General features: G+C 42.8%; 6 protein-coding genes. 5 read left to right on the top strand and 1 reads right to left on the bottom strand.

The annotated features are described in order from the left end of the window. The first annotated feature begins 11 nt into the window (after nt 1-11). The 5 genes from BW980_RS19020 to BW980_RS19040 are packed head-to-tail and all read left to right on the top strand — an operon-like array spanning nt 12 to nt 10,595. Nucleotides 12-3,146, top strand: coding sequence for a SusC/RagA family TonB-linked outer membrane protein (locus BW980_RS19020; RefSeq protein ID WP_076456744.1), 3,135 nt, complete (start codon nt 12-14; stop codon nt 3,144-3,146). Between the two features lie 9 nt (nt 3,147-3,155). Then, nucleotides 3,156-4,940 carry a RagB/SusD family nutrient uptake outer membrane protein gene (locus BW980_RS19025; RefSeq protein ID WP_083690541.1) on the top strand — a complete coding sequence of 595 codons (1,785 nt, stop codon included), beginning with the start codon at nt 3,156-3,158 and terminating at the stop codon, nt 4,938-4,940. A gap of 25 nt (nt 4,941-4,965) precedes the next feature. Further along, nucleotides 4,966-7,944, top strand: a complete 2,979-nt coding sequence (locus tag BW980_RS19030) for a SusC/RagA family TonB-linked outer membrane protein (protein ID WP_175609923.1) — start codon at nt 4,966-4,968, stop codon at nt 7,942-7,944. 16 nt (nt 7,945-7,960) lie between these two features. Then, nucleotides 7,961-9,655 carry a RagB/SusD family nutrient uptake outer membrane protein gene (locus tag BW980_RS19035; protein WP_076456747.1) on the top strand — a complete coding sequence of 565 codons (1,695 nt, stop codon included), beginning with the start codon at nt 7,961-7,963 and terminating at the stop codon, nt 9,653-9,655. A gap of 28 nt (nt 9,656-9,683) precedes the next feature. Beyond that, nucleotides 9,684-10,595: a DUF1735 domain-containing protein gene (locus BW980_RS19040; protein ID WP_083690543.1), complete on the top strand. Its 912-nt coding sequence runs from the start codon at nt 9,684-9,686 to the stop codon at nt 10,593-10,595. A gap of 330 nt (nt 10,596-10,925) precedes the next feature. On the opposite strand, the gene BW980_RS19045 is transcribed toward BW980_RS19040, so the two are convergent. Continuing rightward, a complete protein-coding gene (locus tag BW980_RS19045) occupies nt 10,926-15,014 on the bottom strand; it encodes a hybrid sensor histidine kinase/response regulator transcription factor (protein ID WP_076456749.1) in 4,089 nt (1,362 codons plus the stop codon). Nucleotides 15,015-15,066: the final 52 nt, after the last annotated feature.

The following is a 15,066-nucleotide window of genomic DNA, read 5'->3' on the forward strand; positions in this document are numbered from 1 at the left end:
ACGAATAACCTATGAAATTCAAACTAATAATCTGTATCATCACTGCTGCTATTTCCATGCAGGTAATATGTGCTCAAACCATTGAGGTCTCTGGTCAGGTCACCGATGAAACGGGACAGCCTCTTTTGGGTGCAAATGTCATTGTAAAGGGTACTTCCAAAGGAACCGTAACCGACTTCGATGGAAACTATAGTATTAAAGTCGGGCCTAATGATAAGCTTACTTTTACTTATATCGGTTTCATTGCCAAAGAATATAGCGTTGACGGAAAATCCGTAATCGATGTAAGCTTATTGCCAGAGGCACAAAGCTTAGACGAAGTTGTAGTCATTGGTTATGGCACGCAAAAAAAGAGCAATATCGTCGGGGCCGTATCCGATGTTTCGGGAAAGGATTTAGTAAGCACGGGTATCACCAACCTCTCTCAGGTAATACAAGATAGGCTTCCGGGGGTGTTTACCCAAATCAATACGGGGCAACCTGGTGCCGACGACGCTAAGATAACCGTTCGAGGGGTGTCAAGTTTTAATGGGGATAACTCTCCGTTGATTCTGGTCGATGGAGTGGAAGCTGCCGGTGGGTTTTCGCAATTGGATCCGGGGGAGATTTCTTCCATATCGGTATTAAAAGATGCCTCATCAACCGCTATTTATGGGGTTCGAGGTGCCGACGGGGTTATTTTGATTACAACAAAAAGAGGGTCGATAGGGGCGCCTAAAATTAGTGTGGCCGGAGGTATTACGGCCAAAGTATTGACCGATATACCTGACCAGCTTGGGTCTTACGACGTATTGACCCTCGGGCAAGAATCCATAAAAAATTCAGGCTTTTACGACGGATTAAGGTCGCAACGGTATATCGATACTTTTCTTGATCCTGATCGTGACCCCTATGCCTATCCTGATATTGACTGGTACGATGCCCTCATACGGGATGTTGGATGGGAAAGCAATGCCCGTATCAACGTTTCCGGAGGAACGGATTTTGTCAAGTATTTTACATCCTTCAGTGTGAACCATGTTGGGGATATCGTAAAAACGGAAGAATCAAACGGTTATTACAGTCCTGAATTTTCATACGACAAGTATAACTTTAGAACGAACCTAGATTTCAACCTTACCAAGACCACGACCTTAAAAACAGATATTTCAGGGCGATCGGAATTGCGGAAAACACCGAACACCGAGGTTGCGGCCGATCAATTTAGTAATGTATTCAAATTTATAGATCAGGCCACGCCTTATCTGTTCCCCTTGTATTACCCTGAAGAATTCGTAGCGTCCCATCCGGATCCTTTGGCGCCTAACCAAGGGGGTATACGTTTAGCGGCCGCAGGGGCCGAGGTACCGTATCAAGCTAATGCATACAATGCTTTGAATTACTCAGGGATGCGTAAGTTCAGAAGGGATGTGGTGGATATACAAATAGGTCTTACCCAAAAACTGGACTTTATCACTAAGGGGCTGTTGCTCTCGGGACGGTTTAATTACAGTACCGCCTACGAATATGAAAAAAGGGAAGGTTGGAACGTAAGTGAATGGCTTTATGATGCCGAACGCGATCAATGGAGGGAGCAATCAGGACAAAACTATAATTCTTCCGATCTTGACTTTCACAGTACGGGAGGTGAAAACTACAAGAGTAGTATTCGAAACATCTATTACGAGGCCAAGTTAGACTATCATCGTCAGTTCGGTTCGCATAATGTAGGCTTTGTAGGGGTTTTTAACCGTAATGAAAGACGTTTAAGCGCTACAGATTTGCCGTATTTCGGTGAGGACTGGGTCGGTAGGGCCAACTATGATTATAAGCAGCGCTATATATTCGAAGTTAGTGCGGGTTATAATGGATCTGAAAAATTTGCCCCGGGAAAACGCTTTGGTTTCTTTCCTGCAGCGGCTATTGGTTGGAACATCGCCAAAGAACCTCTTATAGAAAAGAACCTGCCTTGGTTAGATGATTTTAAAGTGCGTTACTCGTATGGGGAAACGGGCAATCAAAAGAACTCTCCCCGATTTCTGTATTTAGGTGGTTGGGATGAAGTCTCCAGTAAGTGGGGTTATATGAGGTTCGGTCTACCCGCGGCTAACGAGGCACCGAGGTATGGAGAGGTCAAGATAGCCAACCCGAATGCAACTTGGGAAACCGCCTATAAACAGAATTTAGGCTTTGATGTTGCCCTGTTAAGTAACGACCTTACCTTGGCCGTTGATCTCTATAAGGAAAGGAGAGAGGGTATTTTATTATCCAATCCCGTTCCATCGTATTACCACCCGGGATTCGGTTCCCTTGGTAAAGTTGGACTTCCCCCTATTAACCAGGGTAAGTCTAAAAACCAAGGTATTGAAGTGGTCTCTAATTATAGTCACTTGACCCCAAGTGGATTCAGGTATTCCTTAGGAGGTAACTTTACCATTGCCGATAGCCGGATCGTCTACCGGGCCGATAAGGCGCTCACACCTGATTACCAAAAACAACAAGGCAAGCCCATTGGTTGGATCAGTGGGTATCAGACCAACGGCTATATCAATAATTTCGAACAGGCCGTTAACGCACCTGCTATTAGTGGAGGCAATGCACCAGGAAATTATTTTTACTCTGATTTCAATGGTAACGGAGAAATTGAGGCCAATGATAATGTCCCGATGGAAGAGACGAATCAGCCTTTCATTCTGTATGCATTTAATACCAATTTGTCATATAAAGGTATTGACCTCGGTGTGCGTTTCTTCGGAAAGGATGGTGTAGCGTATTCGACCAATAAATACTATCCAAACTTTGACCAACACCTTTTAGAGGCTAAAACCGTGCATTTGGATCGTTGGTCCCCTGAGAACCAAGATGCACAATTTCCGGCTTTTTCCAATGCAGGCGAACGATTTTATAGAAAACGTAGTGATGCCAATGTATTGAGTACCGCCTATTTAAAGCTTCAGAACGTAACGCTCGGTTACACTTTGGAATCTGCTTACCTACAGCGCTTGTTACGCATTCAGCGTATGAAGTTCAATCTATCCGGTCAAAACCTATATACCTGGTCCGATGTTCCTTTTGGGGACCCTGAAGGGGGGAATGGACTATCCGGAGGTTATGGGGCCTATCCCCTCGTAAAGAGATACATTTTTACCCTAAATATCGATTTCTAAAAAACAATAATGATGAAATATAACTATATACTACTCATACTCTCTATAGTCATATTGGTAGGCTGTGAGGATTATCTTGATAGACGAGACGAGAACTCAAGTTTTCTGACAGAGGAAGATATCTGGAGGGACAAAAACAAAATCAACGGTATGGCCTTTAGGCTTTACGATACCATGGAGTGGTTTTTCGAAAGCCGATATGATTATAATGGAAGACAAAGTGCCGGAGGTGGAAAAAACTACGGAAACAGTTGCCAGTTTTCGGGAGAAGTACTCAATACCAGAAGTGTAGGGGGAAATGATAAAGTGATGCGGGGAGATTGGGTGGCCGCCGTAAACGAGAGTTTTGCAAATCCTGATTTCCAAATGGCCTGGGAAGATATGTGGGAGGCCGTATACGTTTCAAATTCAATTCTATATGGTATTGATGATGTAACCTCCGACGTAATGACCAAGGAAGAGAAAAATCAAGTAAAAGGGGAAGCCTTTTTGTTTAGGGCCTTGGGCTACCATGAGCTTTCCAAACGTTGGGGTGCCATGCCTTATATTAAGGAGAAAATATTTCCAGAAACCGATTTAAATCTACCAAGGCCTACATACAAGCAACAGATTACCGATATCGTCGCCGATTGTGATTCGGCAATTGCATATTTGCCCAAGGTCAGTTATTTGAATGATCCGGTTATGATGGGGAGAATGGGCAAGGCAGCGGCTATGGCACTTAAGTCAAGGGCGCTGACTACGGCAGCAAGTCCTAATTACACATTGAACAATGAAAGTGATACCGAATTATGGGAAAAAGCGGCCCAAGCGGCGTGGGATTTGATCAAACTTTCGGAGACAAGTGATAAAGTGGGCCTTTATCAAGGGGATTACAACCATATTTTCCATACTGAACCGGGCACCATAGAAGGGGTTTGGCCCCGCTATTACGAACCTTCTCGACCCAGTGCCAATTTATACTTCCATACTTGGCTTTGGATCAATATCGGAGGGTACGCCGGGCTAAGTCCTACTCAAGAACTGGTAGACCTCTACGAAACCGCCGATGGATGGCCGATTACGGATTCCCGATCGGGGTATGATGACCAAAATCCATATGACAATAGAGACCCTAGGTTTTACAAGAATATATTGTATCACGGCAGTACTTGGTCAAAACTATCAGAAAATGAAACCATTGATATGCGAACCGATCCTTTAGGGGTTGACCGTACCACTCCCAATGGGGCCGATTTTGGAAACTCAAAAACAGGCTACTTGGTTCGAAAAATGTTGCCGGATAAATGGAATAAGAAAAAATATGACGACAGCAAGTACCTTAATGCGCCCTATATAAGAATGGCAGAAATATACCTTAACTACGCTGAAGCGGTCAATGAGGCCTATAAGAACCCGAATGCGACCGTACCGGGGTCCAGTCTTACGGCAGTTGGGGCTTTGAATGCCGTTCGTAATAGAGTGGGTATGGCAGATGTTCGACCGGAATTCACTACCGATTATGCCGTTTTTCAAGAGCGGGTAAGAAATGAGTTTCAGGTAGAGCTGTGTTTCGAATACCATATCTGGTTCGATTTGATCCGTTGGAGAATCGCTCATGAAAAGCTGGACAATTACAATTTTCATGGCGTAAAAATTATCGATGACGCCAGTGCGCCCACGGGTGTGCGATTCGAAAGATTTGAAATACCTATAGAGAGACGTTTTGAAGAGAAACATTACCGCTACCCACTTCGATTAGGTGATTTACAGATTTTTGAACTCCCAGAAATGAAACAAAACCCAGGCTGGTAGTATGTTAATAATAAAAGATCTAACAATGAAAAAACTACGACCCATATATCTAGTAATCACTGCTCTGTTGTGGTTAAGCACCCATAAGGGTATGGCTCAAGATACAAGTGAACTATTTGAGGTTTCGGCCACACTATTGAACCAGGCCGGTGAGGTGTGCGATAAAGCGACAATAATGGCTTCTAACTCAAAAAATAGAACATTTACCGACCTTAATGGCGTTTTTAGCATACGTACGAACAAGGAAGATGTACTGGTTATTTCGGCTTCAGGGTTTGAAAGGACTACAGTGAACGTAACGAACGGTCAACTCGAAAGTACTTCGATCATTCTTAAGGAATGGGGCACTATTGATGCAGATCGCAAAATTAGTGTGGCTTATGGAGATTTGCCCTTCGAACGGATTACGGGTTCGGTTGAACGCATTACAGGAGACGAGTTGAGTGATTATCCTACCACATTTGTGCAAGAGGCTTTGGCAGGAAGGTTGTCAGGACTCACTTCCAATTACGGATCGGCTTCTCCTGAAGTAGAAAACTTTAGCAATAGCGTTCGCGGTGCGGGTGTTGGTGAGGTGTATTTGGATGGAATACCGTCAAACCTGGTGTTGACCTCGGGAGAGGTTGACAATATCGTATTGGCCAAGGATTATGGAAGCTCGTTCCTGTACGGAATTACCGCAGCACCCGGGGCCATGATCGTAAAGACAAAGAAAGGTTTGAAGGGAGATCGCTCTATTAAGTTTAAAGTGCGTAGAGGGGTACGGACACCGACATTTCTGCCTGAAATGATGAACGCCCAAGATTATGCGAAAAACTATAACCAAGCTTTGGCGAACGATGGTATATCTCCCATATATAATCAAAATACAATAGATGCATATACCAACAAAAGGGATACCGTAAGGAATCCCAACCAAGATTACCATAAGAAATTTGCCAGCGATTTGGCGAACTACAGACATATTACGGGGGAATTTTCGGGAGGAAACGAAATCACCCAGTATTTTTCGCATTTGGGGTATTATACTACCGATGGGATTGAAAGTGAAGGCGATGGAAGAAAATTGTCGCGACTACGCCTGAACAACAACCTTCAGATAAAGGTAAGCGACTTTGTTTCGGTGGATCTTGGAATAGGGGGGAGCTTCAACAAAAGAAAGGCGCCCCTTATGAGTGGCGACGATGCCTTCAATACAATGTATCAATATCCCGCAAACGCATTGCCGTTTAAGATCAATGATTCTATTTATGCAAGAAACCCCGAGTATGGCACCAACTTGTTGGTCAATCTGGCACATGGATCCATTATAGAAGATACCAGAAGGGACGCCAATGCCAGGCTTGGTCTAAACTTTGATTTGTCGACCTTGGCCAAAGGGTTGAGTTTTAGTAGTCTGGTAGGGCTTTATAGCTATAACAACCTTTCAAAGCGGTTAGACCCAACGGTCGATATGGCCGAGCCTTTTTTTACCAAAACACTCACGGGACAAGATACTTTGGTTTTAAGAAATTATACCAAGGGAGCGACCGATACAGGGTGGGCCAAATTAGGAGATCGGGTCGACCGAAACCAATTCATAAAAGCGGCCTTCAATTACGATAGAAGTTTTGGAGACCATCATGATTTGACCGCCGATTTGGTTTATACCAAGGAAAGCAAAAGCGGTAGCCAATTAGGACAGGAAGAACACTATAGGAATATTGGTTTTAGGGCCAATTATTTAATGGCTAAAAAATATGTGTTCGAAGGAAATTGGATGAACTCGGCGGTACGACAATTACAAAAAAAGCAACGCCGTACGATTACCTATGCCACGGGTGTAGCCTGGTTGGCCCACAAGGAAAATTTCTTGAAGAATGCTCAATGGTTGGATTTTCTTAAGCTAAGGGCGAATTACGGTATGCAAGGGCGTCCTGTTGGCCAGTTTTTTCTAGAAGATGATCAATATAGCGGATCAGGTGCCGGAACCTTCGGTGTCGTAGGGGCCACCTCTTCATCTGGGGGATATCGTCGCGTATTTACGGGAGCCGATGACATTGTAATGCCGAAACAGGAATACCTTAACGTAGGTTTCGATTTTCAGATGTTCAAGCATAAGTTGAACGGACAGATCAATTATTATAACATACGTAACTACGACGAGTTGGTGGTTCCGAACAACCTATACGCCCTATTGGCGGCAAATGACGATTACCTGCCCTATATTAACTTTTCCGACAATGAGAGAAAAGGCTTCGACGGAAGTATAAGCTATCGAAAGAAACTTGGCGATTTTCGCTTTTCCATTGGTGCAAATGCCATGTATAACACCACATATGTAACCAAATCCAACTCGATTGATTATCCTGAAGAAGCAAGAAATCAAATGGGCAATCAAGGAGGTCGTATCATTGGTTTGGAAGCCGATGGAATTTTTCAGAATCAAGCGGAAATAGACGCCGCCGTACCTTCAAAATTCGGCGAGGTAAAACCAGGGGACATCCGATATAAAGATTATAATGGAGACGGTACCATAGATGAAAAAGACTACCATGAAATAGGACGCTCACCAAGATTGTCCTATGGTTTGAACTATGGTATGAAATATAAAAACTGGGCCTTTAGCCTGCACGGCGACGGTGTGGCCGGAGGAAGCTTCAATGACGGACTCTATTGGAACAGGGGAACAAATGCCTATGCTCAAGAATTGTCGAAAAGCTGGCCGGCTACCAATGAATTGCCAAGGTTGACCACACTGTCTAACAGTAACAACTACAGGAATTCTACATTTTGGTTAAAAGACGCCTCGTATTTCAATGTCAGGAGCATTACGTTGGAGTATACGATTCCACAAAATTTAATTCAAAAATCGTTTATCAAGGAAATTACGTTTTTCACTTCGGGCAAAAACCTCTTTGTCTTATCATCGGTTAAAGACCGCTATATGCCAAGTCCTAATAAGGGATATTCACAGTACCCGGTATTGAAATCGTATGAAGTGGGGTTAGAAGTATCCTTTTAAAATAAAACCATCAACAATGAAAAAAAATATACTATTTTGTTTTGGAGTAGCATTGCTGGGCATCTCCTGCTCCAATGATTTTACTGAGGTGGTGCCATCTAACAATGTTTCCACTAAAGAAGTGTTTACCGACATTAGCCGGGCACAAAGCTTTTTAAATCCGGCCTATGGCTCTGTTCGAAATTCACCATGGATATCCTTAGATGCACAGACCCATAATGTCGTGAGAAAAAGCGGTCCTTCGCGTACTGCCGTTTCAGGGGCTACGGCTGAGTCTTCCCCGGTAAGCGGGGAATGGAATTCGGCCATTGGCAAGATTCTTCATATCAACGAATTTTTTGAAAAGGGCTTTAACGTTACCTATGACGCCTTTGATGAAGAGTTCGCTGAAGCCTTAAAGAAGCGGATTAGAGGAGAGGCTTTTGGTCTGAGGGCATATTACAAATGGATCTTACTGAAGAATTTTGCAGGACCATCTGCCCAAGACCCCAATACCATGTTGGGCATACCGATTATTGATGAAGTACTTACCATTGATAGCGCCAACGATATACCCCGAAGTACATATATGCAGAGCTATGCCAATATTCAAAAAGATCTGGATAGCGCCCTTACCAATATTAACCTGCTACGTTATGCAGGTGATGGTGATGTAGACGGCGTTCGGCTTACCAGTAGAATTTCGGGTGAAATGATTTGGGCCTTACGCGCTAGAATGGCCCTTTTTGCGGCTAGTCCGGCTTTCGGGCAAATTTCATGGGAAGAAGCGGCAAATACGGCTTATGATGCCATTGCGGCAATCGATGAAGGGGCCATAAAAGATCTACAACCTTTTGGGAACTTTAATAATGTAGATAATCCCGACCATTTTTGGAGGCGGAGTTTCAGCGAAAACGGCAGCCTTGAATCCCAAAATTTTCCACCTTCCCTATTCGGAAATGGCGATTGGAACCCTAGTCAAAATTTGGTCGAGGTATTTCCCGATAGCTTGGGATACCCGATAACGGATCCGAATAGTATTTACAATCCCGTTGAGCCATATGCGAATAGGGACCCCCGTTTTGAACGTTTTGTTTTCCACAATGGGGAAAATGAATTTCGAAATGCCTTTATCGAAGTATTTGCCGGAGGTAAAGATGCTCAGGGAGGTATACGTAAACAGGCCACCCGTTCAGGGTACTACCTGAAAAAGTTTCTTAGCGACAACATCAATCTCGATGTAGAGGCCAATGCCAATAAAAAGGACTATAAAGTATATCCTATTTTTGATCGTGGCGGACTATATCTCGATTTTGCCGAGGCTGCCATCGAAGCTTATGGTATTTCCGGAAAAGGGGGGGATATGGTGTTTTCGGCCAAAGAAGTGCTATCGGCCATTAGAAAAAGAGCCGGTATAACTACCGATCAATATCTCGACCTTGCAATAAGCGACCTTGATGCCTATCGGAACTTGATACGTAATGAACGACGTATCGAATATGCTTTTGAAGGTGAATATTATTACGATGTACGCCGTTGGAAAGTTTCCTTGGAAGAATTGAACCAGCCCGTACTAGGTATAAAGGTCGGGAAAGAAACTAGCGATAAATTTAACTATACCGCTACCGAAATAGAATCTAGGAGTTTTGAGGAATATATGTATTACAACCCTATTCCTCGTAATGAAGTTTTAAAATCGAATACCCTCATTCAAAATTTTGGATGGCAATAGTTTTCCGAACGATTAAATTTTAACTGATATGAAATATAGCTATTTAATGTTGACATTGGTCTTGGCATTGGTTTTCTCTTGTGAAGAGTATGAGGATTATGTTGTAGATACCGCGGGTTACACCGATGTTTATTTTCCTAAACCTGAATTACAAAGGTCAATTGTGTCCGGAGAGGGATTGTCTATCAAAGTAGGCGTGTACTTAGGAGGGGTAAGGGAAAACAACGAGGATCATCAAGTAAAGTATGTAATTGATGAAACCTTGTTGGTCGATACCCCTTATACCCTTATGCCTGATGATTATTACAGCTTGGGGGAGGATGAGATTACGGTACCTAAGGGCTCGTTTCAGGGTTTGGTCGATGTGAAATTCGATTCCTTGAAATTGGCGCAGGATACCTTGCTTAGGGATTTTAATTATGCACTTCCTTTTAAGATCGTTTCAACTTCGGTTGATTCTATTCTAGAAGGAAAGGAACAGACGATCATTCCCTTGAAATTAATGAATACCTACGAAGGTAATTTTTATCAGGTGGGATCGTTGAAGCAATTTTTTACCGCAACAAAAGTACTTGATACAGTATATGTATATGGGGATGATTTAGATGGCCCCAATACACCGATTCGAACCCTTTCCTCTATCATGATGGATACGGTAGACCTTGATGGTATCGGACCTAGAGGGGGAGATGGTTACCATATGCGCTTAAAGGTCGACCCCAAGGATAATTCAGTGGAAATCATTGCCGATACAGCGTCGGTATATCAAGTTTTTCCTAATGGAAAGAGTACTTGGGATCCCGTGAAACGAAAGTTCGTTTTAAGCTATAAGTACAGCGATGGCGAGAGGGATTATGAGGTAGAGGAAAAACTGACCTTTCGGAATCGCGTAAGGGATGGTATAAACGAATGGAGATGGGAAGGTTTTCCCGGTAACTAGAAAAGTAGACTATAAAGATTAAAAGGTTAAAAATGATATTGAACCCGGGAAGCTCGCTTTCCGGGTTTTTTGTTTTGATAAGATAAGGTCTTTTGGCATGGGGCTCAGTTCGACTCCTCCTCATCTTGACTTCACAGGGCAATCTTTACATGCTTTTTGCATTATTGATTGCTTCTATCATCCCTTTCTTCCTCGGGAAGGGATACGTCATAGAATGTTCCTATCATGTTGCGGGTTATTTGATTATCTCAAAATACGACCCGCTTTAGGAATTTGACGGGGTGCCCGGGCCTATACGAAGGTAAATGGCGATTACGTGTCGTTTACGGTTTAGGGCAAATCGGATAAAGCGTTCGATTTGCTACCGGAAACGTATCGCTTCGCATATTCCGACGGGGTCAGCATATGTTCTTGTTTAAAGCACTTGCTAAAATACTTGGGATCATTGAAGCCACTTTTAATGCAAATTTCGGCAATGAGCAAACCAGAATCTTGTCGTATGATCTGGGCCGCCCTTTTTAGTCGATATGAGCGTATAAATTCATTAGATGACTGTCCGGTCAGTTGTTTTAGTTTACGGTACAGGGCAGAATGGCTCATGCCCATTTTCTTTTTGAACATTTCCGCGGTAAAATCCGGATTATCGAAGTTTTCATCTAAAATCGAATGGGCCTTCTTGATAAATAAGGAATCGATTGAATCTACCGAGGTGTCATCAGGAACAAGGTTTACCTTTACTTTGGATATCTCCGATACTCTTTTGACATTTTTGATGATGTTCTCAATTCTGGCTTTTACGATCTGAATATCGAAAGGTTTGGCAATGTAGTCATTGGCGCCTATTTCCAAGCCCCTCAATTTAAACTCATCCGATGTCCATGCACTGAGGAAGAGGAAGGGGATGTGACGTGTCTTCTCGTTCTTTTTTATAGCTTCACAGAATTGTAGGCCATCCATAATCGGCATTAATGTGTCGCTCATGATTAACTCTGGAGCGTGTTCTAGGGCTAATTTGAGTCCTTCTTCCCCATTAGGGGCTTCTATGACCTTGAACGTATCGGAAAGAGATGATACAATGTACGACCGTATATCGACATCATCTTCTACGATCAATATTTTTGGGGTGCTTTTGGAGTGGACCTTTACCGGAAGGGGACTAGGGTTTTTTTCGGTGTTCTGTACGGTTATCGGACGCAAGGGCAAAGTTGTCTTTACAATTTCTTCCTGTTTGATTTCCTTGGGTTGATAATACTTTCGCTCTATGGGTAACTCTATGGAAAACAGGGAGCCGACCTCAGGCTCGCTTTCTAAAGCAATGGTTCCATGATGAAGGGTGATAAGGCGTTTTACATAGTCGAGACCGATACCTGCCCCGTTCGGGTTTAGCGACTTGGCTTCCTGCACCTGATAGAAACCTTCGAAAATCTTATGTTGTTTTTCTTTGGCAATCCCTATACCGGTGTCTTTTATTTCAATGACAATATGGCCTTTAGACTTCTTGCTATAGCCTAATCCTACCGAAACCAAGCCGTTTTTAGGAGTGAACTTAAAGGCGTTGGACAATAGGTTGTATACGATTTTCTCTATTTTGTCTTCGTCGACCCATCCTTCCATAGTTTCCACTTCCTTTTTGAATTCTAATCGTACTCCCTTTTGAATGGCGAATTCACGGAAAGCATTGGTGGCTTCTTCTAAAATCGCGGCTATATTTTGCTTGGAAACTTGAAGGCTTAAAGTGTCCCCTTCAAGTTTGCTGATATCAAGAATTTGATCTACAAGACGTAGTAATCGTGCCACACTCGTATCTATCAATTGAAATAGATGGTCTTGTTTGGGGTCTTTTTTGTATCGCCCCAGTTGCTGTAAAGGGTCTGAAATAAGGGTGAGCGGAGTCCGTAGCTCATGCGAGATATAAGTAAAAAAACGCAATCGCATTTGATTGAAATCTTGTTTGTTTTTCATTTTCAACCGCTGCACTATCAAGGCGTTCTTTTGCTGAACGCTGATAAACGTATACTTGTTGTAGAGATACAGCAAGGAAAGCACCAATAAGACCATTAGGGTCCTAAACCACCAAGTAGCATGAAACGGTGGGGCTATCTCGATGGCTAAAGCCTTTACGTTGGCCGATGCCCCAAGCGTCTTTAACTTTAAAACATAATTGCCGTGGTTGAGATTGGTAAAACCAATGGTTCTGTTATTTCCGATAGGAACCCATTCATCCATATAGTTTTCCAATATATAGGCGTATTGGTTGCCTCCGGGGTTGTTGAAGTCTAGGGCGACAAAATCTATGGAGAAATCTTTTTGGTCGGGCTTCAAAAATAATCTGTCGGTTTTAGAGATACTTTTTTCGAGTAGGGACGACGCTTCCCCGGCGGTAACTTCCTTATTGTCTATTTTTAGGGAGGTTAGAATTATTTCGGGCTCTGTTCTTTTTCCTAGAATACTATCGGGGTCGAAAACCACCAATCCCTTTGATCCACCAAAGGCAAGTCTATTATCGGGTAAAAAGGTCGATGCGCGCGGATAAAACTGATACGATGGAAATTTATGTGGCCGTCCTACATTTTCAAAGGTTGAGGTAGCCTTGTAGAACTTAGAAATTCCCTTAAAAGTACTGACCCAAATCGATCCATCGTCAGTGTCGATAAGACTAGAGACAAAATTGGTAGGTAGGCCCTCTTTTTCGGTAAATATGGTAAACTCGCTATTTCTTGGATCGAGGTATCCCATACCGCCGCCTAATGAAGAAAACCAGATATGGCCCGATTTTTTATCTAGAAGAACTTGACTGATCGGAAAGGACGACAGCTGGGGTGATCGGTAGTTTTTAAAGCTCTTGGTTTTGGTGTCAAAGATGCAAATGCCGCCGAAAGTGGCCAAAATTAAGGTATTGTCGCTACCGATTCTTATATCCCTGATATCTTTTCGGCTGTAGCTCTTGAATTCTTGTTTTGATCTATCGAAGAGGTTTAGCCCCTCTTGTGTACCTACCCATAGATTGTTCTCGGGATCTTCAATGATACAATAAACCATGTCACTGCTTAGACCGCCGGGGTTCAAGACATCGTTGTTATAACGGATGAAACCGTTTTTTTTAGGTTTTAAGAGGTTAAGTCCCCCAGAATAGGTGCCTACCCAAATGTTGCCGAGGTAATCTTCATAAATGCTCGTTACGGTATTAAAACTCAATGATGAAGGGTTCTTTTTATCATAGAGGTACGATGTGTATTTATCTTTTTCGGGGTCGTATACGTTGAGACCACCCCAAGTACCTAACCACAATTTATCGTTACGGTCAAGATACACACTACGGATCCTACTATCGGAAATACTATTGCTGTTATAGGTTAAATGTTTGATCAACTCAAACTTGTCATTTTTTGCACTGTTAAAGCATATGCCACCGGTATAGGTCCCTACCCATAATACGCCTTCCCTGTCTTCGTAGACCGAATAAATGGAATTGGTAACCAAGCCACTAGTGTGATCCGGAAGGTGCTGGTAATTGGTGAACGATCTATTTTCGGTATCCATTTTGCTTAATCCGCCCCCATTGGTCGCAATCCATAAATGGCTATCCGAAGTGTAAAAAATGTCCCTGATTTCATTATGGGGAAGTAAGCTGTTTTTGGTATTGTAGTTCTCAAAACGGACTTTCTGTTTATTGAAATAGGAGATACCTTGACGCTCCGTACCTATCCAAAGACCTCCTTTGTGATCAAGTGACAAAGATTTTATATGGCTTCCGGCCAAAGAATCAGGCTTTTTGGAATCCCCAAAGTATTTTGTGAACTTTTCGGTCTTGACATCAAGAAAGTTCAAGCCATTTTCTGTTCCCACCCAAAGATTGTCGTTGTCTTTGGTCAAAGACCTTACATCTGAATTCGATAGGGAATTTTTGTTATTATAATCGTGTTCGTACGTTTTGAGTATGCCCTTTTTGAGATGGTAAAGCAATAGTCCTTCAGTAGTGCCAAGCCACATTAAGGAATCATTTTCAAATGCGAGAACACTAACGTGGGGACGACTATCGGATATGCTTGTCAATTCATGCTCAATGATCGTTTCTAAATAAGGGTCATAACGTTTGAGTCCATTGTCGGTCGCCAACCAAATATTGTCCTCTGTATCTTCCAACATATCATAGACCTTACGGCCTTTTAGAGGGGAGGTGCTCTTTTTAAAGATATCCACATGATAGCTATTGTACCTGCTAAGGCCGTCATCGGTTCCGAACCAGAGGTATCCCGTTCTATCTTTTAGAATGCTGTATATGGTATTTTGTGATAATCCGTCTTCCGTGGTGATAGAGATAAAATCTAGGGCGGATTCCTTTTCAAGGGTCTGGGCAAGTACTATAGGGAACCTTGTCAAAAACAATAAAATCCATATAGCATAAAATTTTTTAGACATAGGGGAAGCTTCAAAATGTAAAAATGGTTGGTAGGGTCTTTATGATGATGTT

The sequence above is a fragment of the Zobellia uliginosa genome (genome assembly GCF_900156625.1).
Lineage (GTDB): Bacteria > Bacteroidota > Bacteroidia > Flavobacteriales > Flavobacteriaceae > Zobellia > Zobellia uliginosa.

Excerpts from the sequence above, each read along its gene's own strand:
- BW980_RS19035 (WP_076456747.1), top strand. The coding sequence starts at position 7,961 with ATGAAAAAAAATATACTATTTTGTTTTGGAGTAGCATTGCTGGGCATC.
- BW980_RS19040 (WP_083690543.1), top strand. The coding sequence starts at position 9,684 with ATGAAATATAGCTATTTAATGTTGACATTGGTCTTGGCATTGGTTTTC.
- BW980_RS19025 (WP_083690541.1), top strand. The coding sequence starts at position 3,156 with ATGATGAAATATAACTATATACTACTCATACTCTCTATAGTCATATTG.
- BW980_RS19030 (WP_175609923.1), top strand. The coding sequence starts at position 4,966 with ATGAAAAAACTACGACCCATATATCTAGTAATCACTGCTCTGTTGTGG.
- BW980_RS19045 (WP_076456749.1), bottom strand. The coding sequence starts at position 15,014 with ATGTCTAAAAAATTTTATGCTATATGGATTTTATTGTTTTTGACAAGG.
- BW980_RS19020 (WP_076456744.1), top strand. The coding sequence starts at position 12 with ATGAAATTCAAACTAATAATCTGTATCATCACTGCTGCTATTTCCATG.